This is a genomic window from Trichocoleus sp. Lan (assembly GCF_039961855.1).
Classification (GTDB): domain Bacteria; phylum Cyanobacteriota; class Cyanobacteriia; order Cyanobacteriales; family FACHB-T130; genus FACHB-T130.
Map to the genome: position 1 here is coordinate 85,957 of NZ_JAMPKA010000021.1, position 24,677 is coordinate 110,633.

Annotated in this window: 23 protein-coding genes; 15 read left to right on the top strand and 8 right to left on the bottom strand. The window is 45.0% G+C overall.

What is annotated here, in order from left to right:
* Window positions 1–47 precede the first annotated feature (47 nt).
* Entirely contained in the window at window positions 48–968 is a 921-nt protein-coding gene (gene argF / locus NDA03_RS18895; RefSeq protein ID WP_190410588.1) for an ornithine carbamoyltransferase, read from the bottom strand.
* 637 nt (window positions 969–1,605) lie between these two features.
* On the opposite strand from argF, the gene NDA03_RS18900 reads away from it, so the two are divergent.
* From NDA03_RS18900 to NDA03_RS18955, 12 genes are all read left to right on the top strand, one after another.
* Complete coding sequence (locus NDA03_RS18900) at window positions 1,606–4,659, top strand: response regulator (RefSeq protein ID WP_348238841.1); 3,054 nt, start codon at window positions 1,606–1,608, stop codon at window positions 4,657–4,659.
* Window positions 4,660–4,774: 115 nt separating this feature from the next.
* Complete coding sequence (locus tag NDA03_RS18905; protein ID WP_348238842.1) at window positions 4,775–6,400, top strand: alpha/beta hydrolase; 1,626 nt, start codon at window positions 4,775–4,777, stop codon at window positions 6,398–6,400.
* 170 nt (window positions 6,401–6,570) lie between these two features.
* Complete coding sequence (gene truB / locus NDA03_RS18910) at window positions 6,571–7,482, top strand: tRNA pseudouridine(55) synthase TruB (protein WP_348238843.1); 912 nt, start codon at window positions 6,571–6,573, stop codon at window positions 7,480–7,482.
* Between the two features lie 149 nt (window positions 7,483–7,631).
* On the top strand, window positions 7,632–8,414 hold the full coding sequence (locus NDA03_RS18915; RefSeq protein ID WP_348238844.1) for a hypothetical protein: 783 nt from the start codon (window positions 7,632–7,634) through the stop codon (window positions 8,412–8,414).
* Between the two features lie 370 nt (window positions 8,415–8,784).
* Window positions 8,785–10,755 (top strand): S9 family peptidase, encoded by a 1,971-nt coding sequence (locus tag NDA03_RS18920; protein ID WP_348238845.1) that lies wholly within the window; start codon window positions 8,785–8,787, stop codon window positions 10,753–10,755.
* On the top strand, window positions 10,752–11,720 hold the full coding sequence (locus tag NDA03_RS18925; protein ID WP_348238846.1) for a transposase: 969 nt from the start codon (window positions 10,752–10,754) through the stop codon (window positions 11,718–11,720). The genes NDA03_RS18920 and NDA03_RS18925 overlap by 4 nt, the downstream gene beginning before the upstream one ends.
* Window positions 11,721–11,749: 29 nt before the next feature.
* Window positions 11,750–11,944 carry a hypothetical protein gene (locus tag NDA03_RS18930; protein WP_190430895.1) on the top strand — a complete coding sequence of 65 codons (195 nt, stop codon included), beginning with the start codon at window positions 11,750–11,752 and terminating at the stop codon, window positions 11,942–11,944.
* A 229-nt stretch (window positions 11,945–12,173) separates the two neighbouring features.
* Window positions 12,174–12,458 (top strand): TIGR02450 family Trp-rich protein, encoded by a 285-nt coding sequence (locus NDA03_RS18935; RefSeq protein ID WP_190410579.1) that lies wholly within the window; start codon window positions 12,174–12,176, stop codon window positions 12,456–12,458.
* Between the two features lie 8 nt (window positions 12,459–12,466).
* Window positions 12,467–13,315 (top strand): ABC transporter ATP-binding protein, encoded by an 849-nt coding sequence (locus NDA03_RS18940; RefSeq protein ID WP_190430896.1) that lies wholly within the window; start codon window positions 12,467–12,469, stop codon window positions 13,313–13,315.
* 93 nt (window positions 13,316–13,408) lie between these two features.
* Window positions 13,409–13,897 (top strand): SMC-Scp complex subunit ScpB, encoded by a 489-nt coding sequence (scpB, locus tag NDA03_RS18945; RefSeq protein WP_190430900.1) that lies wholly within the window; start codon window positions 13,409–13,411, stop codon window positions 13,895–13,897.
* A 141-nt stretch (window positions 13,898–14,038) separates the two neighbouring features.
* Window positions 14,039–14,395, top strand: coding sequence for a DUF760 domain-containing protein (locus tag NDA03_RS18950; RefSeq protein ID WP_190410577.1), 357 nt, complete (start codon window positions 14,039–14,041; stop codon window positions 14,393–14,395).
* A 969-nt stretch (window positions 14,396–15,364) separates the two neighbouring features.
* Window positions 15,365–15,742 (top strand): rhodanese-like domain-containing protein, encoded by a 378-nt coding sequence (locus NDA03_RS18955; RefSeq protein ID WP_348238847.1) that lies wholly within the window; start codon window positions 15,365–15,367, stop codon window positions 15,740–15,742.
* A gap of 126 nt (window positions 15,743–15,868) precedes the next feature.
* On the opposite strand, the gene NDA03_RS18960 is transcribed toward NDA03_RS18955, so the two are convergent.
* From NDA03_RS18960 to NDA03_RS18985, 6 genes are all read right to left on the bottom strand, one after another.
* Window positions 15,869–16,492 carry a ribonuclease D gene (locus NDA03_RS18960; protein WP_190685574.1) on the bottom strand — a complete coding sequence of 208 codons (624 nt, stop codon included), beginning with the start codon at window positions 16,490–16,492 and terminating at the stop codon, window positions 15,869–15,871.
* A 10-nt stretch (window positions 16,493–16,502) separates the two neighbouring features.
* Complete coding sequence (locus NDA03_RS18965; RefSeq protein ID WP_348238848.1) at window positions 16,503–17,045, bottom strand: CAP domain-containing protein; 543 nt, start codon at window positions 17,043–17,045, stop codon at window positions 16,503–16,505.
* A 136-nt stretch (window positions 17,046–17,181) separates the two neighbouring features.
* On the bottom strand, window positions 17,182–18,054 hold the full coding sequence (locus NDA03_RS18970) for an alpha/beta hydrolase (protein WP_348238849.1): 873 nt from the start codon (window positions 18,052–18,054) through the stop codon (window positions 17,182–17,184).
* Between the two features lie 13 nt (window positions 18,055–18,067).
* Window positions 18,068–19,261, bottom strand: a complete 1,194-nt coding sequence (locus NDA03_RS18975; RefSeq protein WP_348238850.1) for an alpha/beta hydrolase — start codon at window positions 19,259–19,261, stop codon at window positions 18,068–18,070.
* Window positions 19,262–19,271: 10 nt separating this feature from the next.
* Window positions 19,272–20,027, bottom strand: a complete 756-nt coding sequence (locus tag NDA03_RS18980) for an ABC transporter ATP-binding protein (RefSeq protein WP_347276536.1) — start codon at window positions 20,025–20,027, stop codon at window positions 19,272–19,274.
* Window positions 20,028–20,139: 112 nt separating this feature from the next.
* Window positions 20,140–21,033: a branched-chain amino acid ABC transporter permease gene (locus NDA03_RS18985; protein WP_190410571.1), complete on the bottom strand. Its 894-nt coding sequence runs from the start codon at window positions 21,031–21,033 to the stop codon at window positions 20,140–20,142.
* A 116-nt stretch (window positions 21,034–21,149) separates the two neighbouring features.
* Between NDA03_RS18985 and NDA03_RS18990 the strand changes: the two genes are divergently transcribed.
* From NDA03_RS18990 to NDA03_RS19000, 3 genes are all read left to right on the top strand, one after another.
* Window positions 21,150–21,368 carry a hypothetical protein gene (locus NDA03_RS18990; RefSeq protein WP_190410570.1) on the top strand — a complete coding sequence of 73 codons (219 nt, stop codon included), beginning with the start codon at window positions 21,150–21,152 and terminating at the stop codon, window positions 21,366–21,368.
* A gap of 107 nt (window positions 21,369–21,475) precedes the next feature.
* A complete protein-coding gene (locus tag NDA03_RS18995; RefSeq protein WP_190410569.1) occupies window positions 21,476–21,733 on the top strand; it encodes a cytotoxic translational repressor of toxin-antitoxin stability system in 258 nt (85 codons plus the stop codon).
* 233 nt (window positions 21,734–21,966) lie between these two features.
* Window positions 21,967–23,553, top strand: a complete 1,587-nt coding sequence (locus tag NDA03_RS19000; protein WP_348238851.1) for a glucose-6-phosphate isomerase — start codon at window positions 21,967–21,969, stop codon at window positions 23,551–23,553.
* 304 nt (window positions 23,554–23,857) lie between these two features.
* Here the strand turns inward: NDA03_RS19000 and NDA03_RS19005 are convergent, their stop codons facing one another.
* Window positions 23,858–24,529, bottom strand: coding sequence for a 2OG-Fe dioxygenase family protein (locus NDA03_RS19005; RefSeq protein ID WP_190410567.1), 672 nt, complete (start codon window positions 24,527–24,529; stop codon window positions 23,858–23,860).
* Window positions 24,530–24,677: the final 148 nt, after the last annotated feature.

The following is a 24,677-nucleotide window of genomic DNA, read 5'->3' on the forward strand; positions in this document are numbered from 1 at the left end:
TTAAACAATTAGCCATTTGCCATTGGCGATTAGGGATTAGCAAATTATCAATCTGCTCCCAAAAGACTCACCAACAAAGCCTTCTGCGCGTGCATTCGGTTTTCTGCCTGATCCCAAACCCGCGACTGAGAACCTTCGATAACAGCATCGGTAATTTCTTCCTCTCGATGAGCAGGTAAACAATGCAGCACAATTGCGTCAGGATCGGCAATACTCAACAGCTGCTCATTCACTTGGTAAGGTTGAAAAATTGGAATTCTGGCATCTGCTTGTTCCTCTTGACCCATACTTGCCCAAACATCGGTATAAAGCGCATGGGCACCTTTGGCGGCAGCTTCAGGGTCGTTAGTAATTGTCACCTCAGAGTTAGCCTGTGCAATCTTTTTCGCTTGCTCGACAATTGCCGCATCGGGTTGATACTCCGTAGGTGTAGCAATTCTCACATTTATCCCCATCAACGCGCAGCCCAAAAGCAGCGAGTTTGCCATATTATTGCCATCTCCCAGATAAGTCAAAGTCAGCCCATCTGGCGTTCCAAAGCATTCTTGAACAGTTAACAAATCAGCTAAAACCTGACAGGGATGTTCTAAATCCGACAGCGCATTGATAATCGGAATCTTGGCATAGTTCGCAAAAGTTTGCAGATCCTCCTGCTCAAATGTCCGAATCGCTAAGATGTCTAGATAGCGATCCAACACTCGTGCTGTATCGGCTAACGGTTCTCCCCGGCTCACCTGGGTAACATTAGGATTAAGGTCTATCACCTGACCGCCTAGTTGGTACATTGCCACTGAAAAGCTAACGCGAGTCCGTGTAGACGCTTTATAAAACAACAGCCCTAACACCTTATTGCAGCGCAAATTTAGCTGATGCGTCTTCAGCTGAGCTGCCAAATCCAAAAGTTCTTTCATTTCCTCAGCACTGAGGTCTGCCAGACTTAGGAGATCTCGTCCTTTCAATGCTTCCATTTTTATCCCCGATGAGTGAAGTAAAATGCGTTCCCGCAGCGTGAGTCTTAACGGATCGCGTCGTTTAGACTCTACTTGGCTCTTGTTATACCGTTTTAAAACCCTACCAGATTTTTATCAACTTAGCTGTGGCAGAGAATTGTAAGGACAAGTTCATGAGTAACCAGAAGTGTTTCCAGGTACATCCAGGGTAAAACTTGCGGGATAGCAACCCATTTTTGCAGAATTTAACGGGTTTGAAGGGAAAATGTTTTTTCTGTTCCAGCAGCTTAATAGAGAGTTATTCATCCCAAATTTAGGCTTCTCCAGTCTCTTTTAACCCTAGTTCTCGAAAATATCTTTTCAAGTGAGAAATAAACCACTATAAAGTCAAAATAAACCTTAAAAAAGGTATTGATATGGTAAAAGTTCCTTTTGTATCTTTTCAGCAAAAAAAGTAAGCAAAAGCTCAGCCTGTTTCCCCTACCTAGAAAATAGGTTGCAAGAATTAACAAACTGATGTATACCCCTTAGGGGGGTTAGACTTAAAATTTTTAGTATAACCTTAAGCCATTTAAGGATATTTACTAAGATAATCGTTGATTCATAAAAATAATTAGAAATATCACAGAAATATAACTTTTCCAGAATCCCGAATATGAAATTTCCCTTCGCGGTGAAAATAGGGCTGGCTATCTCGCTTCTTTCAGTTGGAGTCACCAGCACTAGCGTTTATTTTTTCTACTCAAAAACAAATCAAATTGTTTTAAACCAGATGTCAGAGCGACTTAAAGACGTAGGTCGTCAAGGAGCATCTTCGTTAGAGCAAGACGAAAAACAAACAATTCAGCAGCTTCGTCAGTCTCTTGAAAAAAATTCTCTGCCTGTCAGCGAAAAAATCAGAACCCTAGAACCTGGAGAAATCACGGCTTCTTTACCACCTAAAATTGCTCAAGAATATATAAAATCCCCGGAGTATCAAGCTCTTGTAAAAATTTTGATAAAAATTAGAAATAGCAGCCGGAGAAAAGTATTTCCTGTGAGATTTTTGAGGCAAACCTCGGAAGCAAAAGACAAGATCCCCCTCATTCGCTCAACCTATCTTATTGTCAGCATTCCAGAATCGCCGAGATATCGAATTGTCAAGTTTATAGCTCATGACAATTCTCAAAGAACACTAGCTCAGAAAGAAAAATTGATTGGGGATTTATACGCAACTGAGCAAAATGAACTACAGCAAGCTTTTGAGGGGGAAGCACAAGCTGGCAAGAAATTTTATAAAGATGAAATTGGCACTTTTCTCAAAGCAGCTATTCCCATTAAAGATGAAAAAGATAATGTTATTGCTGTTTTAGTTTTAGAGTACGACGGTACCCACGAAATCAATCAAATTCATAAATTACGATATATTTGCATCAGTATTATTAGTATTAGTTTAGTCCTGTCATTGCTCGTCGCATTTTTACTGGCGCGTTGGTTGGGAAACCCTATCGAAAAATTATTAGAAGGTGCTCAAAAAGTATGCGATCGCAACTTTGACATCTTTATAGATGTTAAAAGCAAAGATGAGCTAGGACTACTGGCAGATGCCTTTAATTCGATGGTAGCTGAGATTCGAGACTATGCCCGAAACCTAGAATCCAAAAACAAAGATTTATTACAAATTAATCAACTAAAAGATGAGTTTTTAGCTAATACTTCCCAAGAACTACAAACCCCTTTAAATGAAATAATCGGTATCACTGACTCTCTTTTAGAGGGAGCTGCTGGAGAACTGTCGGAAATTCAAACGCAAAACTTGTTAATGGTTTTGCAAAGCGGTCAACGGCTAGCAAATATGGTTAACGATATTGTTGATTTAGAAAAACTTAAGCATAAAACACTGGGGTTAAAACTCAGACCAGTAGGAATGCAAGAAATTGCCGATGTAGTTTTAACTCTTGCTAAACCTTTCGCAGATATCAAAGGTTTGCGCTTGATTAATCGAATTGAACCTACTGTACCAATGGTATGTGCTGATGAAAATAGAGTTCAACAAATCCTGCATAATTTAGTTAGTAATGCGATTAAATTTACTGATACAGGTAGTATACAAGTTGTTTCTTCAGTTGCGGATAATTACATGGAAATTACGGTTGCAGATACCGGAACTGGCATTCCAATCAATAGAATAAATACCATTTTTGATGCTTTTGAACTTACCGAAGAATCTATTTCTAGACCTTACGTGGGGACGGGCATCCGCCTTGCAGTTACTAAACAACTGGTGGAATTGCATGGCGGCAAAATTTACGTAGAATCCATTCTAAAAAAAGGTTCGCGGTTTACTTTTACGCTACCGCTGGCAGGAAAATTGGAAAGTATACAACAAACGCTTTCCAAAGAACTCAGTTCAAAAGAGGTTGAAATTCAAAACTTTCAGTTTGAAAGGTTACAAGATTACCTACAACCTGCACCCCAAGAAGGAAAATTTAAAATTTTAATTGTAGATGACGATCCGGTTAATCTTCAGATCCTTAACAATTATCTCTATTTGGAAAATTATACGGTTTATCAAGCGAGGAATGGAATCGCTGCTTTAGAAGCCATTGCGCAAGGTCTAAAGCCTGATTTAATTTTACTTGATGTAATGATGCCAAAAATGTCAGGCTATGAAGTTTGCAAAAAAATTCGCCAAACTTTCCCTGCCAATGAATTACCAATTGTGATTGTGACAGAAGCGCATAGCGTTGCTAATTTATTAGAAACCTTTGGGTCAGGAGCCAATGATTATCTAACCAAACCAATTTCTAGACACGAATTGATAGCACGAATAGAGACTCATCTTGAGCTTTCCAAAATAAATATTGCTTATGGTCGATTTGTGCCCCGTCAATTTATTAGTTTGCTGGGAGAAGAAAGCATTGTTAATGTAAAGCTAGGCGATCAAGTGCAGAAAGACATGACAATCCTCTTTTCTGACATTCGCAACTTTACGAGCCTTTCAGAGGCGATGTCACCCAAAGAGAATTTTAATTTTATTAATTCCTACTTGAGTCGGGTGAGCCCCGTTATCCGGAATAATAATGGTTTTATAGATAAATATATTGGAGATGCGGTGATGGCGCTTTTCCCGGAAAGCGCTGAAGATGCTTTGAGGGCAGCGATTGAAATGCAAAAACAAGTTTCGCAGTACAATATGGAACGCCGAAGAAGCAATTTACCTCCTATCGCTATCGGCATTGGCATCCATAGCGGCAGTTTGATGCTAGGCACAATTGGAGATGAACAGCGTATGGAAGGGACAGTGATTTCAGATGCAGTGAATCTGGCGTCTCGTCTGGAAGATTTGACCAAAGCCTACGGAGCTTCTATTATTATTAGTGAAAAGACTTTGCTGGATTTAGCAGATCCCACTCGATATAACTATAGATTTTTGGATAAAGTTCATATTAAAGGTCGTAAAGATTTATCGCCTATTTTTGAAGTTTTTGATGGTGTTATCTTAGAGAATTTAGAGCTAAAGAACAAAACCAGAAGCTCTTTTGAATGGGGAATTCATCTCTATTACAGCAAAAAATATGCCTCTGCGGAGGAAATTTTCAAGAACGTCTTAGAGCAAAATAATCAAGATAAAGCGGCTAGCCTCTATGTTAAACGTTGCCAGAGATTGCAAAAACAGGGAACCGATGAAAGATGGGACGAAATTGAGTCTTTCGAGGAAGCCTTTTAGGCAAAACAACAGGGAGGGATGTTTAAAGAGTGGGTTGCAAAGGCAACCTACATTGCCGATTACCAATTCTGCGATTAAACGCTTGCTTTTAAGCCTTCCAGGTCTCTGTCTAGGAATGGTTTTACCTTCTGTAACGGCTTTGATGCCGAGTCGGGTTTTGGCTGCGGAAAAAATATTTATTTCCTATGGACCGATACAGTTATCCCTTCCGGTTTCGGCACTGGAAGAATATGCCAGGGAAGGCAAAATCAATCAGGATTTAGGGTTTTATGCTCAATTTTTTAAGCCGGAACAGCTAGAGCAGTTACGGAGGATTTTGCAAACTCGTGCGAATGTGAGTCCGGTGGCAGTGGCTCAATTTCTCTACACACCGCAGGGGGAAATTCTGCTGCGGCGGATTGGCGAAATTATTCAAACAAAAGCGTTTCAACCGGGTTTTTATGCAATTCGAGCTGCTTTAATTCAAGCTGCTGCCGATCCCGCAGGGTTGACGCCATTGAATGTACTGCGAAAGTTTCCGACTTACGCAATTCGGATTAATTCGGATCGGGGCTTTGAGATTATTGATGAGCTGAGCAACCTAATCGGGAAAACCCAAGGAGCGATCGCTGCCGTTGAACAGGCAGCTTTGGCTGAAATCTCAGCTCAGTCATCCACTCAGATGCCCTTTCATATTCCCGCAGGGCGAGATTTACAGCAACCAGGGCCGCTAAGCTGGGAAATGCAAACCCTGACGCTCAATGACCTCAGCCGCAGCCGTACCTTCCCAGTCGATGTTTATCTGCCGCAGTTGAGCGGACGAGCCGCACCCGTAATTGTAATTTCTCACGGGCTGGGAAGCGATCGCTTGTCCTATGCTTATCTGGCAAGACACCTAGCCTCTCATGGATTTGCAGTGGCTCTACCAGAGCATCCAGGCAGTAATTCCCAGCAGTTGCAGGCTCTAATTAGTGGTCTGACGAGCGATGCGGCTCCTCCCAGCGAGGCGGTTGACCGTCCTCTGGATATGAAGTATGTGCTAGATCAACTGGCAGCTACTTATAGAGGACGACTAGATATGCAAAACGTCGGCGTCCTTGGTCAATCGTTTGGCGGCTACACAGCGTTGGCGCTGGCGGGTGCAGAAATTAATTTTGAGAACCTGGAAAAAGATTGCACTGCTATCAATAGTTCGTTGAATCTGTCGCTGTTGCTCCAGTGTCGGGCGCTGCTGTTGCCGCAAATTGATTATCAATTGGAGGATGACCGAATTAAGGCAGCGATCGCGATCAATCCAGTTGATAGTAGTATTTTCGGAAAAACTGAGATGAGCGGCATCAAAGTTCCGATAATGTTATTTGCCAGCAGTAACGATACCGCCGCACCTGCTTTATCAGAACAAATTAAACCCTTCACCTGGCTGACAACTCCCAACAAATATCTGGTTTTAATGAAAAAGGCAACGCATTTTTCCACTTTGGGAGAAGCGTTTGAAGGCACTGGCGTAGTTAAAATCCCGCCGCAAGTTGCCGGGCCAAATCCCGTGACTGCTTTTGGATATGTGAAAGCCTTGAGCCTAGCTTTTTTTAAAACCTATGTTTCTAACGAGCCAGAATATCAAGGCTACCTGAATGCTTCTTACGCTCAATATATGAGTCGAGATGAGATTCCTTTAGTTTTGATTCAGTCTTTAACAGAGGAACAATTGCAGGGAGTCACCAATACTTCTACTGCTCAACCAATCCCATCTTCTACCCCTTAAACTATACCGAGCGAACCTTCTACAGCTAAAGTTAAAGAAGAATAAACCAGCAAGACGCAAAGACATCCAAGAAAAGATGAATAGAATTTGCGGCTACGCAGACTCTCCTTGGGTGCAAGTTCCTGAATATCCCAACTGTTCTAGTTGTAACTAAAAAATGAATCAATTAAATGCAAGGATTTCTTAACCTAAACAAACCAGTTGGATTCACCTCTCACGATTGTGTCGCCAAGGTGCGGAAACTCGTGCGCCTCAAGCGCGTGGGACACGCGGGAACCTTAGATCCGGCTGCCACTGGGGTGTTACCAATTGCCCTGGGCAAGGCGACGCGGCTGTTGCAATATCTACAGCAGGATAAGGCTTATCGAGGGACGATTCGGCTGGGAGTAAGGACGACGACTGATGACTTGGAAGGGGAAATAATCAGCACCCAGCCAGTACCAGGATTAACCTTAGAACAAGTGAAAGCAGCGCTAAAGAATTTTGAGGGCAAAATTCAGCAAGTGCCGCCAAATTATAGCGCCATTCAAGTTGAGGGAAAACGCCTGTACGATAAGGCACGAGCGGGTGAAATTATTGAAGTTCCGGCGCGAGAGGTGGAAGTTTATAAGCTAGAAATATTAGAGTGGCGTGATCGCGATTTTCCCGAATTAGATATAGCGATCGCTTGTGGCCCTGGAACTTATATTAGAGCGATCGCCCGCGATTTAGGTTCGGCGTGTGCAACCGGCGGCACCCTTGCCGCCTTGACTCGCACTGAGAGTAGCGGTTTCCAGATAGCAGATAGTCTGACTTTTGAAGAATTGGAAGAACAGCTCAAACAAGGAACGTTCCACCCAATTCTAGCGTCGGCAGCTTTGGGGCATCTCCCAGCTGTCACCTTACAAGCAACAGACGCTAAAGCCTGGTGCCAAGGTCAGCGCATTCCTTTTCGCCCCCTTTCCTTTCCTGCCTTGACGGACGCTGAAGAGGGAAAGTTGCGGCTGAACGATGAAGAGGGTCGTTTTTTGGGCATAGGCTGCCTGCTTGCCTCAGAAACTGGCTATCTACTCGTTCCTCTGATGGTATTTGAGCCACTTTGAGCCATATTTAGAGGAACACCCGCTTTCTCGCGTGCGCGATCGCTGCGATGCCTCTGCGAGCCGGTCGTCAGGATAATCGTTTTAGAGTTAGAACTGGCAGCATGATAGCCGTGTGCGAACGACTTGGCTGCGTTTGGAGAAAATTTCGGATGCGATCGCTAAAATCAACGTTAATTTATATTGCAATTATTCTTGGATTTATTTCGAGCTACGCGAACAAATCATCGGCTCAAGATTCCGATTTCGCCACTTTAAGCCGAGAAATTATTAGCAGACTGAATGGAAATTGTCAGGGTTCTACGCAAGTTAGCTATCAATCCCAGAAACTAACCTCACCGAATGGGATCAATTCAATTTATCTGAATATGAATATTCGGAGAGTTGGTCAAGCCAACAGTCGGGCAAACAATAACTTGTTGATAAAATGTAATCCCAATACTGCTGATAAAATTCTTGGAGAATTAGTGATTGAAAAGGATGGACTATCGAGTACAACAAGGCTGGGAGATATTCTGGGCTTAAGTAACAATATTCATAACTACGTTATTGCTAATCCAGTCTCTTTTTCCCCGGATGATAGATATTTAGTGTTAAGATTAGATATTTTTGATGGATTAAATAATTCTTGGGTTAATCATTTAGTTTTAGACACTCTTAATCGCTATAAAATATTGGCTTTTTCTAATTGTGAAGGATTTGAAAGCAATTCCTATTTAGGATTTATTTCATCTTCTGAGATAGTTTTTGCCTGCGAGAATCCTAGCGAACCAGGCCCTATAGAGATCTTTAATTTCCAAAAAAGGTCGCGACAGAAGATTTCTACCCGGAAACCTTCAAGGGAATTAGTAAAAATTTTTGACAAAGTTCGTTCTTACGGCTCAGTTTCTTCAGGATTTACCATCGTCAACGAGCAGCAGTTTCCTCCTCAATAGAAGTTAAGCCCTTGGATCTAAAATCTTACTAGAGTTTTTTAGTGCTATAGAGTTTGTATAGCAGACATCAATAATTCGTGAAGGCGAGATCCCCGACTTCTTAGAGAAGTCGGGGATCTGAAACCCTGGCATCTCAAAACTTAAATATAATTGCGATAAATATGCAACATTTCGCATTTTCAAAAAGTTTCTGTCTGCCCCAAAATTACTGAATCCTTAGCTTGGATTCAAAGATACTGAAACCCAACCCTTCTGCTGGGTTAAAGAACGAAAACTAACTGACAAAACTCCAGTAATCTAATACTCGGAAGATAGTAATTTAGCCCTAAAGTGGATACATTCATCAATATTTGATTGTAAAAGTAAAAACATGACCCAAGCACAAGTAGCACCTTATGGTTCCTGGAAATCGCCCATCACCTCTGACTTAATTGTTTCTGAAACGATTGGAGTGGGGCAGATTGCCTTTGATGGCGAGGATGTTTACTGGATTGAAGGGCGACCCGCAGAAGCCGGACGGAATGTAATTGTGCGACGAACCCCAGAGGGGAAAACGATTGATGTCACTCCACCTCCCTTTAACGTCCGAACCCGCGTCAATGAATACGGCGGCGGTGCCTTCTGCGTCGCTGATGGCACTATTTATTTTTCTAATTTTGCGGATCAGCGCCTTTATCGGCAGACTCCAGGTGCAGAATCGCAACCGCTGACACCAGAAGGAAGCTTCTGCTATGCGGATGGAATAATTGACCGGAAACAGCGGCGGTTGTATGTTGTGCGCGAAGACCACACCACAGGCGATCGCGAACCAATCAATACCTTGGTTAGCATCAACTTGGAAGATGGTGATGATATTCGGGTGTTAGTGTCTGGAAACGACTTTTACTCATCTCCACGTCTCAGTCCTGACGGTTCTCAGCTGGCTTGGTTAACTTGGAATCATCCGAATCTGCCGTGGGATGGAACCGAATTATGGGTTGCACAGATTAAAGCGGATGGTTCCTTGGGTGAAAGCCAACGGGTTGCTGGTGGCGTTGATGAGTCTATTTTTCAGCCAGAATGGTCGCCGGATGGCATTTTACACTTTGTTAGCGATCGCAGTGGCTGGTGGAATCTCTACAGATGGCAATCTCGATCCTCCCTAACCTCCCTTAAAAAGGGGGAAAAAGAGGTTGAACCGCTGTGCGAGATGGAGGCTGAATTTGGGCTTCCGCAGTGGGTTTTTGGGATGTCTACCTATGCCTTTGAATCTGAAGAACGCATTATCTGCACCTATACTCAGCGAGGCATTTGGCATTTGGCGAGCCTCGACACGGAGACAGGACTGGAGCAAATTGAGACGGATTACACTGAGATTTCGTCTCTCAAAGCCTCTGGGGGTCGTGTGGGATTCATTGCTGGCTCACCGACCAAATTTAGCTCGATTATCCAAATGGATATGGCGACGCGGCAAATAGAAGTGTTGCAGCGATCGAGCCAGTTAGAAATTGACTCTGGGTATTTGTCTGTTCCGCAACCGATTGAATTTCCGACCGAGAACGGATTAACCGCTCACGGCTTCTTCTATCCGCCCCAAAATCGCGACTATACAGCACCAGATGGAGAGTTGCCGCCCTTAGTCGTTAAAAGCCACGGAGGGCCGACAGCAGCCACCTCTAGCCAGCTGAACTTGCGGATTCAATACTGGACAAGTCGGGGATTTGCTTATCTAGATGTGAATTATGGCGGCAGCACCGGCTATGGACGCGCCTACCATCAGCGGCTAGATGGGCTGTGGGGAATTGTGGACGTGGATGATTGCGTGAATGGGGCGCGGTATCTGGCTCAGCAAGGCTTGGCGGATGGAAACCGGATGGCGATCGCTGGTGGTAGTGCGGGTGGCTACACGACGCTGTGCGCCCTGACTTTCCGCGATATCTTCAAGGCAGGTGCAAGTTACTACGGCGTCAGCGACTTAGAGGCGCTGGTCAGAGATACCCACAAATTTGAGGCGCGCTATCTGGATCGGCTGATTGGCCCTTACCCACAGCGGCAAGATATTTATCAAAAGCGATCGCCTATTTACTTTACGGAGAATCTCTCTTGTCCGGTCATTTTCTTTCAAGGGCTAGAAGATAAAGTTGTCCCGCCCAACCAAGCGGAGATGATGGTAGAGGCACTACGTGCCAAAGGGTTGCCAGTTGCTTATGTTCCTTTTGAAGGCGAACAGCACGGTTTTCGCCGTTCAGAGAATATTAAACGCGCCATTGATGGGGAGTTTTACTTTTATTCTCGCGTCTTCCGGTTTGAGCTTACCGATCCAGTGGAGCCAGTTGCGATCGCGAATCTTCCTGAATCATGACCAACCCTCAGGCTGATTACGATAGCCCTTGGAAGGAAGCTTTGGAGATTTATTTTACTGACTTCATGGCTTTCTTCTTCCCGCAAGCTTATGCTGACATCAACTGGTCGCAGGGCTACGAATTTCTCGACACCGAACTTCAACAAGTCGTCCGCGATGCAGAACTGGGGAGGCGTCGAGTCGATAAACTGGTAAAAGTCTGGCGACAAAACGGCGAAGAAACTTGGGTACTGATTCACATCGAAGTTCAAAACAAAGTCGATGCTAATTTTGCTGAGCGGATGTATGTCTATAATTACCGCCTTTTTGACCGATACCGGCGGCAAGTTGCCAGCTTAGCAGTTTTAGCAGACGAGCAAGTGTCTTGGCGTCCGCAGAGTTATGGCTATGAAATTTGGGGCGCAACAGTTAGTTTGCGGTTTCCCACTGTCAAACTATTGGACTATGAAGCGCAGTGGCAAAGTTTAGAGCAAAGCACTAATCCTTTTGCTGTCATCATCATGGCTCATCTGAAAGCACAGGCAACGCGCCGCAATCCCGAAGGACGGTTAGAGTGGAAATTGAGCCTAGTTCGAGGGCTATATGAACGAGGCTACAGCCGGGAAAACATCCTAGAGTTGTTCCGGTTGATTGAGTGGATGATGGTGTTACCAGAGGAATTGCAGTTTGGGTTTGAAGAAACACTGAGTCGTTACGAGGAGGAAAGAAGAATGCCGTTTATCACTCCAATTGAACGGAGAGGCATCCGCAAGGGAATCTTACAAACTTCTAGAGAGAATATCATTGAAGTTCTGGAGACGCGGTTTGAAACGGTGCCTAGCTTAATTGTCGAGAGCGTCACTAGCATAGAAGATCCAGCTTTGCTAAAACAGCTTCATAGACGGGCAATTACAATCAGATCGGTGGAAGAATTCCAACAAGCGATCGCCCAGCTTACCTCTCAGGAAGAATCGGAAACAGCTTAAAGTCACAATTTTTAAACGGAGATTAATTCATGACTGAAGAACCCATATTCAACATTAACGAAGAAATGTATGAGACGCTGTTAGAATTTCAGCAGCAAATTGAAGCAGGCGAAGTCGAATCACCAGCGGAAACCACACAAGAACAAGAGAATCTCGACACGGCTAGAGAATCTCTAGAAAATGTTTACTTGGCTGAGAGTGATTCAAAACACCCTCTTGAGTAAAGCCAGTAGTAGGATGCGATCGCGCTTGTGAGGGATGGGAAGAGCGAACCGACAGGTCGGCACTTCGCTATCGCATCCTTCACTTCTTCATTCGTCTCGTCTGTTGCGTGCGTAAAATCAAGAGCAAATTGTCCTGATGATGCCGTGCAATAAATCTAATTCAGAAGTGCCAAAAATCTAGCAACATGATTTAGTATTTTTTGTTGAAAAATATTTTATTAAGTAGAAAATGCAGAAAAAACAAAAATTTCCCTACTTAGTTGGTTCCAAATGGACAGCCCAGCAAAAAACGTGGGGATGGCGACATTTTCAGGTAGTGAATCGCAAAAACCAAGGTAAGTTTGTTTTTGCAGAAATGGTTGCTTCCTGTGACCCAAATGTGCGTTTCTGGATTAACGCCAAGCTGCTAAAAAATCCCTCCCAGTGGCAAGCAGGCTGGCAATCTTTGCAAGAAATGGAGGAAAAGGAAAATAGCGAATTAAATATTGAAAGTCCAATCATTTCTAATTTTTAATAATTCCTATGACTGCTGTTTCCCTTGAGAACGTCCGCAAACTCTACAACAAAATCCCTGTCGTCAACGACCTCTGCTTTACGATTAAATCTGGAGAGATGTTTGGACTCCTTGGCCCTAACGGTGCAGGGAAATCTACGACAATTCGGATGCTAACCACATTGACAAAACCCAGTGAAGGTCAAATTGAGGTCGCTGGATATGATGTGGTACGACAACCTTTGCAGGTAAAACAAAATATTGGGGTGGTATTGCAACAAATCAGCGTGGATGCCGATTTGACGGTTTGGGAAAATATGGAACTGCATGGGCGGATGCACCATATTCCCCAGCACCAGCGACAGCAGGACATCGATCGATGGCTGGAATACGTGGAACTGGTAGACAGGCGAGATAGCCTGGTAAAAACCCTTTCAGGTGGCATGAAGCGCCGATTGCAGATTGCCAGAGCCTTATTGCATCAACCTTCTATTCTTTTTTTGGATGAGCCAACGGTGGGATTAGACCCGCAAACGCGCCGCCGTCTCTGGGAAATTATCCGAGATTTGAATAAGCAAGGGATGACGATGCTGCTGACGACGCATTACATGGATGAGGTGGAATATTTGTGCGATCGCATTGGTATCATGGATGCCGGTCAATTGATTGAGCTTGGCACCTTGCAACAGCTGCGCTCTAAACACGGCGAAGGGTTGGTGATGAAACAACAAGGAGATCGCTGGGAATACAAATTCTTCCCCAATCTGGAACAAGCCAACGCTTATCTTGACGCTGCACCGGATAAAACTGGTATGATGGTTCGCCCGTCCAATCTAGAAGATATTTTCGTTGAACTCACAGGACGCCAGCTAGACTAACCCATTTAGTCATTCGTCTTTTGTTCAGAGTCTCTTACCAATGACTGACTAATGACGAATGACCAATGACTGACTAATGACGAATGAGTAATGATGCCTCGCCTCGCCTCGAAAATTGAAGCTATTCTTTATCTCAAGGGTAAGCCGATCTCGGTTAGCGAAATTGCCGAATATGCTGAATGCGATCGCGATAACGCCGAAGATGCCCTGATTGAACTCATGACTGACTATGCTCACCGGGATAGCGCCCTAGAAGTGGTGGAAACGCCTGAAGGCTTTACCTTACAATTGCGCTCGCCCTTTCAAGGTTTGGTAGAGGCGTTAGTGCCACTAGACTTAGGCGTGGGAGCCTTGAGGACGCTGGCAGCGATCGCCCTCAAAAGCCCCATTACCCAATCTGAGTTGGTCGATTTGCGCGGTTCGGGAGCTTATCAGCACGTCCAGGAACTTGTCGAACTGGGTTTTATCCGCAAGCGCCGACAAGCCGATGGTCGTTCCTACTGGTTACAGGTTACGGAAAAATTTCATCAATATTTTGAAGTCGAACAACTCCCCCAACTGACTCAGCAGGATGTACCGTAAAACCAGCCATTTGGTGTTTCACAGAGCATATTTTTCAAAAAATCTCTCTATCGGCTTACATTTGATAACCAATAGTATGGAGTAGCCAAACAACACAATCGTTTACAGTAGAAGGAAAGCTACTCAAATCTTTTTATTCCAATGGTGTTTAACCCTGAATTGTTCGACCGCGAGCCTGAAGATGCACAAGTCAATCAGCTCCTCCAATATATTCAGCACCAATCTCCAGAAGTTTTAGCGCGAGTTGCCAAATCTGTCACGCCGGACATTAAGCAAATCGTCTCGCAGAACGTTCAGGGACTGGTGGGAATGCTTCCCTCAGAGAATTTTAATGTTCAAATTACGACTGACAGAGAAAATTTAGCAGGTCTATTGGCATCAGCCATGATGACTGGCTATTTCTTACGCCAGCTTGAACAACGGATGCAGCTGGATGAATCGTTGACTGGTTCTTCCCTGTCTCACAAACCTTCTAACAGCGAAAAATTCGCTGATTAAATTTAGTCAAATTCTCAGCGATATGTCATCTGCGATCGCAATTCTGTCTCTAGCTCAAGAGAGGATATTGTTTCGATGAGAAGTTATCGCCTATTTTTGGCATTTTAGGCGATCGCTTCGGTTAAAGTTGCTCGTTTTATTACCAACTTGCGATCGCATAGTTGGCAACTAGCCAATTGGCTTCCTATTTCAGGGAATTTCCCATCTGAACCTAAAAATAGTCTTAGCCGCCAGCCGCAAAAGCAGCCAATATCAAAATTGACAGTAAAAGACCCGGACTAAGCATCAGCGCTAAGGTTAACAGTTCATTGAATTCCATTTTCTTGCACCACTACTAAAGCTCATCTAATCGATAGCGATCCTAACACGGCAATCGTTTCTTCAGAAGCAATAAGCAGAATGAATTATGATTTCAAAATGTAATGAATTAGCTAGATTAAATATTTGAATTTAATCTAGCTAATTCATTACATTCTCTTCCTGCAATTCCCGAAACCTAACCCGGCTCCCCAAGCCCGGTTGGATTACTTTATGATGAGACGGATTTGACAGGGAACATTTTTACTTAATGCCAGTCCTGAAACACCTTATATTTTAAATCTTATTACAGCCATTTTCTATCAAGCATTTTTGCCTGATTTGCAGTTAAAATTTTCAGTTCATTGAAAAAAATTTCCTATAGTTTTGTCAAAATGCCTTTGTTAAAGGTTATTTTGCGTTTAATGCAATTGAAAGTTCTCATAAAATAAATTTAAAAAAATATTTAGTAATCAGCCAATACAGGAAAAGAAAATCTTAGATTTTTTCTAGCATTTATCGTCAAAGCTAATGATTATACTATCTAAGTAATTTCACCTATACAAATAGGCATAAATTCCCTCAAGTGTAAATACTTTATCTATAAAAATTTGCAAATGTTAAAAATTATTGTTAAATTTCAGGGAACGCCATAGAAGATGATACCCAGCGATGAATAAGTTCTTTTGGATTATTCCGTCACCGCCAACGCTGCAAGCCCAATCTCGTGTTTATGACCTGAAAGCGCGGCTAGACTGGGGTGAACCGGCTTTGACGATTATTGATGTAAGCGATCGCAGCCAATTTAATATTAGCCACATCATGGGAGCTATCCCCATGCCGATGAACGAATTAGTCGATCGCGCCCTCACCAAATTGGAGCTCACCCGTGATATTTACATTTACGGTGAAACCGATGAAGAAACCGCAGTTGGTGCTACAAAACTGCGTGCGGCTGGCTATCAAAAAGTGTCTGAAATCAGAGGGGGCGTAGCGGCGTGGAAAGCAGTAGGCTTTCCAGTTGAGACGATTCTGACTGCTAACTGTTAATAAATTGTGAACCAGGAATCGCGAATAGATCAGGAACGTAGATTTACTACCTATTTCTTGTGTAGGGGTATGGCATTACCATGCCCCTAGAGGACGTGAATTTTATAAGTTATTGTATCCACGTTTTTAGTGTTCAAAAATATCCTTATATTGCAGCAAATCCAAAGTCACAATAGTGGGCAAACATTCAAAACATTGCTGAGCAACTTCCCACCGCCCTTCGCGTTGCAGCATTGCAATTAGTTTTTGTCGCACGCTGAGTAGATAACGAACATCATTCGCTGCATAGCGGAGTTGTTCTTCGGATAAGTTTGCAGCATTTCCCCAGTCTGAACTTTGAGCCGTTTTGTCGAGTTCTACCTTCTCTAACTCTTGCACCAACTCCTTCAAACCGTGGCGGGAAGTATAGGTGCGAGCAAGCTTGCTGGCAATTTTAGTACAAAAAATTGGAGTTACATGGATGCCTAAATTTTGCCGTAGTTGGGCAACATCGAAACGGGCAAAGTGAAATAGTTTTAGGACATTGGGGGCTTCCATCAGTTGTTTTAAATTGGGAGCGTCTATCTGTCCTTTGGCAATTCGCACGACTGTAACGCGGTTTTGGGAGTCGCACAGCTGCACCAAGCATAAGCGATCGCGTTGGGGTATCAATCCCATTGTTTCCGTATCCACTGCGATCGCTGACTCTTGCAGATACTGAGACAATATCTCCTCGGAAAGGTCGCGATCGCATACCTGAAAATCTTCCAATTTTCTCTCCTTATCGGCGTTTAATGAATATTTGAGTTAAGTAATACTCGCCCTTTGCGTTCTTGGCAACACCTACCCCAGTTAAATCATACTGACCTTGAATATTTTTCAGATGACCGGGGCTTTTTAGCCAACCTTCTACTGCTTGCTTGGCTGGATCGCTAAAGCCTTGATTGTATGCCACATTTTCAGATGCACCGCCATAAGAAATTGATTTACCAATTGCCTTCGCTCGCTGCTCAAATCCATTATGGCTGAAAGGAACCGCACCATTTGCCATTGCCTGACTGTGTGCCCTTGCCTCTTTGCTAATTCGAGGATCTAGCGTCAGAGGTGGCAAATTTTGGGACTTTCGATATTGATTGATCAGTTCGTGAGTATACTCTTCCAAGGTTAGGAAATTACTAGAGGAACTAGGCGTGGGGCTTGGGGCGGTTGGTGATGTTTCATTTGGCGAAATTTCACCATCAGGGCTAGGGATCAAATCGCAGCCTCCAGCGCCAACAGCCAGGACAAGCATTCCGAAAACAAGCCCCGCAGCTAATTTTTGCATGAGTTCTGGATATATTTGAGAATCAATTTGGCAATTTTTTTAGGATGAGAATATAAATTTTCACTGTAGCAATTCTATTTTTTGTCAGCCATCTCTTCAGATCCCCGCCTCCTTAAAAAAGTCCGGGATCTGGCCTTCACGTTGCCAAGAATTCAGACAGGGCAAGATAAGTTTCTTCTGGCGCTTCTTCGGGTAGAAAGTGACCGCAATTGATAGCCTTACCGCGTACATCAATTGCGCGATCGCGCCAGGTTTCTAAAACATCATATTTGCACTCAATAATTCCTTTTCCGCCCCAAAGAGCTAGCACCGGACAGAGAATTTTTTTCTCCATATCTAGGGTATCGTGTTCTAAATCGATGGTAGCAGCGGCGCGATAATCTTCGCAGGTGGCATGAATCGCAGCGCGATCGCTAAAGCACCGAATATACTCAGCCAAGGCTTCCGGAACAAAGGCAGAAAAATCTTGACTCCATCTTTCTAAACAGGTGCGGAGGTAATATTCAGGATTAGCGCCAATCAAGGTTTCGGGTAAGCCATCGGGTTGAATGAGAAAAAACCAGTGGTAGTAAGCCGTGGCAAAATCTCGATCGGTCGTCGCGTACATTTTATGAGTAGGCGCGATATCTAATAATGCTAGTTTCTTAACTCGGTTAGGATGATCGAGTGCCATGCGATGAGCGACTCGTGCGCCCCTGTCATGACCGGCTACATAAAATTCTTCATAACCTAATTTTGACATCACCTCGACCTGATCTTGCGCGATCGCTCGTTTTGAATAATTTCGATGATCTGGTTCGCCTTCCGGTTTAGAGCTGTCGCCGTAGCCTCTCAAATCCGGTGCCACTACTGTAAAATTCTCGGCGAGACGAGGTGCTATTTTATGCCACATGACGTGGGTTTGAGGATAGCCGTGCAGCATCAGGAGTGCTGGACCAGATCCCGCCTTGACTAAATTGATTCTTGCTTCAGGGGTATCAATTTTAGTCACATCAAAATTAGCGAACATAGTCATTTTTGAATTAACGCAGTGCCCAATCTAAAAATCGCTCAGTATGATAGAGCGCTAACTGGTTGCTCAGCCCCTGAAAGACAGCATCAAAAGCGTGTTCAGCCCAAGGAATTTCCAGCAAAATCGATGTATTTCCATCTGCAAGCAGCCGTTGGTGCATTTGCTGGATAAATTTTAATTGCACTAAATGATCGCGGCTTCCATGTACAAATAAAGTTGGTGGTAGCGATCGCCTAACATAGCTAATCGGTGAAGCCAGACGATACCGATCGGGCATGGTCGCAGGCGTTCCACCCATAAATGTTTTTAAAACCGCTCGCGTATCGATGGGATCGGGGCGTGGCGGGTTGGCATAGCCTCCAGACAGATCCACTGGGCCATAATAGCTAACCACTGCTTTTACAGGCAGTGCATCCGGCTCATAAGCCGCCAGCATTGCTAAATGTCCGCCTGCGGAACGTCCAACGAATGCAATCCGTTCTGGGTCAGCCTCGTACTCGGCTGCGTGTTGGTGGATGAAGGCTAAGGCGGCACGCACGTCATCTAGCTGCGCGGGAAAACGGTAGCGCGGCGTGTGTCGGTAATCGATGGCAAAGACACTATAGCCCCTCGCTGCCATATAACGGCTGAAATCAGCGTTTTGGGTTGGGTCGCCGCTCCGCCATGCCCCAGCGTAGATGATAATTAGCGCTGGATAATTGCCGACTTGCGGCGGTCGGTAGAGATCCATGCTCAACGGGACACCATCTGGGTTTGAAAAGACGATGCCAGAGGTATAGCGACTTTCACCCGGATTGATGCCTCGAAACACATCAGCTAGGACGAACGGTTGTTCGCGCATCCCTGTTTGCTGACGATTAGGCAAAATTCCCCTATAGTCTCCGAGACCCTCTTGCATTGCCACGGCTAGATGCTGTTGTGTCGCTGGCATCTGTAACAGTGGCAAAACACTCAAAAGCAGTGCTAGCAAACTAGCAGCCAAAGCTAAAAATTGCCACGGAGTGCGACGGATCGTTACCAGCACCAACAGACTTGCGATCGCGTTTAGCACCACCAACCAAGGACTGACTTCTGGTGCCCCTACCCCTAATGGCAGTAGGGACATCGTGGGCGCTGGAACCACAATCCAGGAACTCAAGAAAAGTGCCGCGCCACTCAAGAGCAAAACTAACGTCTGGGTAATTACTGCTAACCAATGAGACACAATCGCTGCTCTATTGCCCCAGGTAAGCTTCTAAGACTTGTGGATTGCGCTGAATTTCAATCGGAGTCCCCACAGCAAGATTGCGACCTTCAGCGACAACCCAGACGCGATCGCACAAAGACATGATTACGTCCATATTGTGTTCAATAATCAAAAAGGTCATACCCTCCTGATTCCATTGGGTGATGTAGTCACAGATTTGTCTAATTAGCGTCGGATTCACACCAGCCGCCGGTTCATCCAATAAGATCAGCTTTGGCTGCGTCATCAGCGCCCGTGCCATTTCCAGCAGCTTGCGTTGCCCTCCAGAGAGCGCCCCGGCGTAATCCTGCGCCTTCGCTGCCAACCCCACTGATTCCAGCAACATCATCGCTCTTTCTCGCTGCTGCCGTTCTTCCTTCGCCACCAGATGGGGTTGAAACCAAACTTTCCAAAAGTTTTCCCCCGTCTGTTTTTGAGCTGCCAGCAGCATATTTTCCATGACCGAAAGCCGCGATAGCACCCGCGCTACCTGAAATGTACGAACCATTCCCATCTGAGCAATTTGATACGGCTGCAACGAATGAATCGGTTCGCCGTCAAAAATCACCCGCCCTTTGTCTGGATGAATGAAGTTTGATAGGAGATTAAATAGCGTCGTTTTGCCAGCACCATTCGGGCCAATCAGTCCCGTGATACTGCCTTGCGGTACCGTAATCTCGACATTATCGACAGCCCGAACTCCGCCGAAGCTTTTACAGAGTCCGCTGGCAGCGAGTAAAGCGATTTCTGAGAGTGGGGGTTTTGGGTCTGCTTCGACTAAATCGGGGCTTTCTTCGAGATGCTTGCCGCCCCCGTTTAAAGACCCCTCAGACAACCGATTGGGCGGAATGTGCGAGTTATTTGCCAAGGGTCAGTTCCTCTTTTTTCCCTAAGATACCTTGTGGACGCCAAACCATCAGCACCATCAGGATTAAACCAATCACCATGATTCTAAATGCCCCTTCCCGCGAGGCATCCAGTTGCACCAACTGAGGTAAGTAAAAGCGAGTCAAACTATCGTAACCCCAGAAAATCACCGCCCCCAGGATTGTGCCCACATTGTTACCCGCACCGCCCAAGACAACAATCGTCCAAGCGTAGAAAGTCGTTAGCGGCTCAAAGTTATTCGGGTAAACCGTTGTCGTCTGCCATGCCAAAAAAGCCCCAGCGACTCCGGCGATCGCGCCTCCCAGCATAAAAGATTGTAGTTTGTACCAAAAGACATTTTTTCCTAATGCTTTGGGAATTTGCTCATCTTCTCGAATCGCTTTTAGCACTCGACCCCAAGGCGATCGCACCAACGTCTCCAGCAGCCAAAATGTCAGCCCCAATACCAGCAGCGACAACACCATCAAACCAAGCTTATCTCCCGGCGGCAAGGCATATCCATATACCCCAAACGATCCTTGCCGGAATTCCTTGCCCATTGGCAATGGCTGATTATTGACAACTAAACGGAGCAATTCGGAAACGCCGATGGTCACGATTGCTAGGTAATCCTCGCGCAACCGTAGAGTTGATAATCCGATTAACAGTCCTAGCAGCGCTGCTAAAACAGCACCGATAGCCACCCCGAAAATTAGGGGAACCCCCTGCAAGCTCAACAACACTGTGGTGTATGCACCAACTGTCATAAAGGCAATATGCCCAAAATTAATCAGTCCGGTGAAGCCCCACTGTAAATTTAAACCCAAGCTAAACAGGGCAAAAATTGTCGTAGAAATTGTCAAAAAGATGAGATAGCCAACCATGCCACGCTTGTGAGACTCAATAAACTATAAACTCTAAGCTCTAAGCTTTAGATTGTCCAAGATCCCTCTAACAAGAAGGCTCTAGGGAATGTTACGTTGTTCGCCAGTGTTTAATTATGAATTTTCTCAGAGGTCGATTACAACGCTTAACTGCTCAGCTACCCGATTTAATCGATCAACTCGCTGATGACAATTTGGATGACGCCTGGAAAGTTCTACAACAGATTTATTATGACCTGTATATGCTCAAAGCCATCCAAGAGTCGAAGCATACCGTACAGCCGGGGGAAACCCTAACCCGCGAAGAAGCTCTCCGGATGTTGCACTTCCCCTAAGTTTTCCCCTGTTCGTCGGCTGAATCAAGGGGTAAAAATCGCTTTTAGTCAAATTTCGCAGTAAAAAGAAAAAGTATCTGCCATTTGGAGTAAGAGCCAGTTGCCCTGTGAAACTAGAAGTGCGCTATGCCCGGTCTTTTCTGCGAGACCTGAAGAACTTAGAATACGCAGCTAGAGAGCGGATATATGAATTCGTCTTTGAGGAGTTCATGCGGATCGAGCGAATTACCGATTTGCCGGAACTCCGGGGAATCGGGTCTGATAGTATCTTCTACCGCTTTACGATAGATGACTATCTGATTGCGATTGAAGTGACCGGGCATCTTGTTAAATTTCTGCGGGTTCTGCCCAAACCGCGTCTTTAAGAGGCTTTCGAGTTGAAAGCTGGTCGTTGTAAGACCGAATAGAGCGGTCTAATTGAATTTTCCTGGCTATCTCAGATAAATCTAGCTGTACAGGACTCTAAAGGAATTCTGAATCTCAATTTGGGGTAGGAGAATTACCCAATTAACGAATTGACAGGCTAATTCGTCAAAAGTGATGCTGAAGCTTACCTTAAACTTGTGTTGACTGGAAACACGCTTATTGAGATTTACTTATGGATGCTGCTGCACTTTGGCAACGTTACCAAGAATGGCTCTACTACCATGAGGGATTAGACTTTTACCTCGATGTCAGCCGGATGCGGTTTGATAGTGAGTTTGTCGAGGCGATGCAGCCGAGGTTTGAGAAGGCGTTTCAGGAGATGGAGGCACTGGAGGGAGGCGCGATCGCAAACCCTGATGAAAACCGCATGGTAGGTCACTACTGGCTGCGCGACCCGGATTTAGCGCCCACTCCGGAAATCAAACAACAGATTGTCCAAACTTTAGAGCAGATTGAAGCGTTTGCCCAAAAAATCCACAGTGGCGAAATTCATCCACCCAACGCTCCAAAGTTTACCGATATTGTTTCCATCGGTATCGGCGGATCGGCACTCGGTCCCCAATTTGTCGCCCAAGCGATCGCCCCAGACTTCCCACCCTTGGCAATTCACTTCATTGACAACACCGATCCGGCGGGCATTGACCGTATCCTCTCCCAGCTCAAAGGTCGGCTGAACAGCACCCTCGTCTTAGTCATCTCCAAATCAGGGGGGACGCCAGAACCCCGCAATGGCATGGTAGAAGTGCAAAAAGCCTTCGCTGAGCAGAATCTGAATTTTTCCCCTCAAGCTGTTGCCATTACCGGGGAAAGCAGCAAATTAGATCGGCAGGCAAACTCAGAAGGCTGGTTGGCAACCTTCCCAATGGAAGATTGGGTGGGAGGACGTACCTCGGAGCTGTCAGCCGTAGGATTGCTCCCAGCCGCCTTGCAGGGAATCGATATCCGCGCCATGCTTGCCGGTGCCAAAGAAATGGACACTGCCACCCGCCTGCCCAATGTTCGGAAAAATCCAGCCGCACTCCTGGCGATGAGCTGGTACTTCGCCGGAAACGGCAAGGGCGAAAAAGATATGGTTGTGTTGCCTTACAAAGACAGCCTGCTGCTATTCAGCCGCTATTTGCAACAGCTAGTCATGGAATCTTTGGGCAAAGAAAAAGACCTTGATGGAAATATCGTCTACCAAGGGATTGCTGTTTATGGCAACAAAGGCTCTACCGACCAACACGCTTACGTGCAGCAGCTGAGAGAGGGTGTCCCGAATTTCTTCCTCACCTTCATAGAAGTCTTAGAAGACCGCCAGGGAGACTCCCCCTTCGTCGAGCCGGAAGTTACTTCTGGCGACTATCTCTCAGGTTTACTCCAGGGAACCCGACAAGCTCTCTATGAAAACCAGCGGGATTCTGTCACCGTGACGATTCCTCAGGTAAATCCCCGCATGGTAGGTGCCTTAATTGCTTTGTATGACCGGGCTGTTGGACTTTATGGGTTCCTGGTCAATATCAATGCTTATCACCAGCCAGGGGTAGAAGCGGGTAAAAAGGCTGCCGCCGCCATTCTCGACTTGCAAAGACGAGTTTTGCAGGCAGTACAAGAGGAAGGCGCTCCCCTTTCTTTGACTGAGTTGGCTCACAAAGCGGGTGCCTCCGATCAAATTGAGGCAATCTACAAAATTCTGCGCCACCTTGATGCCAATCAGCGGAGTGTTGTTTTAAAAGGCAATTTGGGCGAACCCAGCAGTTTGAGGGTTTCCGCCATTTAAATGGCTCTAATTATCATAAATTTGGCATTCTAGAGCGAAGACAAAGCTTCAACTCGAAGGATGCTGAATATGGCTCTAATCGAGGAAATTGAGGTCTGTCCGCTAGCTTCCGCAAACAGGGGAGTGGCTAAGTTTTACATCCCCTCAGTTTAAGTTTAAGTAGGGGCACGGTAACGCTGTGCCCCTATGGCTAATACGAAAGTTTAGAGACTCTACCTCTCAATGCCGAGACGCTCGTGCAAGCTGCTCAAAACAGTAACTAAAAAAGCACAGCTAAAACTGAGAAATTCGCTCCTTCTCCTTCTTAATTTGTCAATAAGCTGGGACAAGTCAGAACAAATACGTCTCTTGTTCCTTCACCATGAAATAGTGGCTGAATGGGAGTTGTATAGTGAAAAAACTCCCGATCGTTGACTAATAGCAGTTCGCCCGGATGAAGAACTTTAGAAAAAACCGGGTCATGCTTTTTGGATTTGTAGAGATGGGTTTCTCCACCTTGAATATTTTCCCGTCCTACAGAAAATATGCCGACAAAATCAGTCCCATCCCGATGAATCCCTTCCGGGGCAGGGTTCCCATAATTATCTGGCGAACAGGTCGTTCTAATTTGATGAACTCCTATTTCAACGGCTTCTGGGTCAAGTTGGCAGTAATCAATAAATGCCAAAACAAGTTTTTTGAAATCTTCAAGCTTCGTAATGGCATCATCTAGTTCGGCATACTCTCGCTTGATATCGCCGACTAATGGATTGTATTGCTTGCTTTGAAACAAGTAACCATGCGGTAGTTTGACTAAGTCATTTCCAAATACTTTGAACCGAGATAATCTTCTGAAACGATAATTATTCTTGATGTAAGGGTCAACAGGAAGATCGCTAAAGAATGGCTTAAAACCTTCTATCTTTACGGAATGGACTTTGTGTAAGGTAAACATCATGGCATAAGCCAAATCCGTCGATCCCGGTAGCGTTTGCATCGCTTTTTCTCCAGTACGCTTCGATCCCCAGTTTTCCTTCCTACTTTAGGAAGGCTATTCTTTAAGCATAAACTTAGAATTTTTAATTTGGTTGTTTATGATACAAAATTAATACAAATTTTTGATAAAGATTCCCTCCCAATGACTC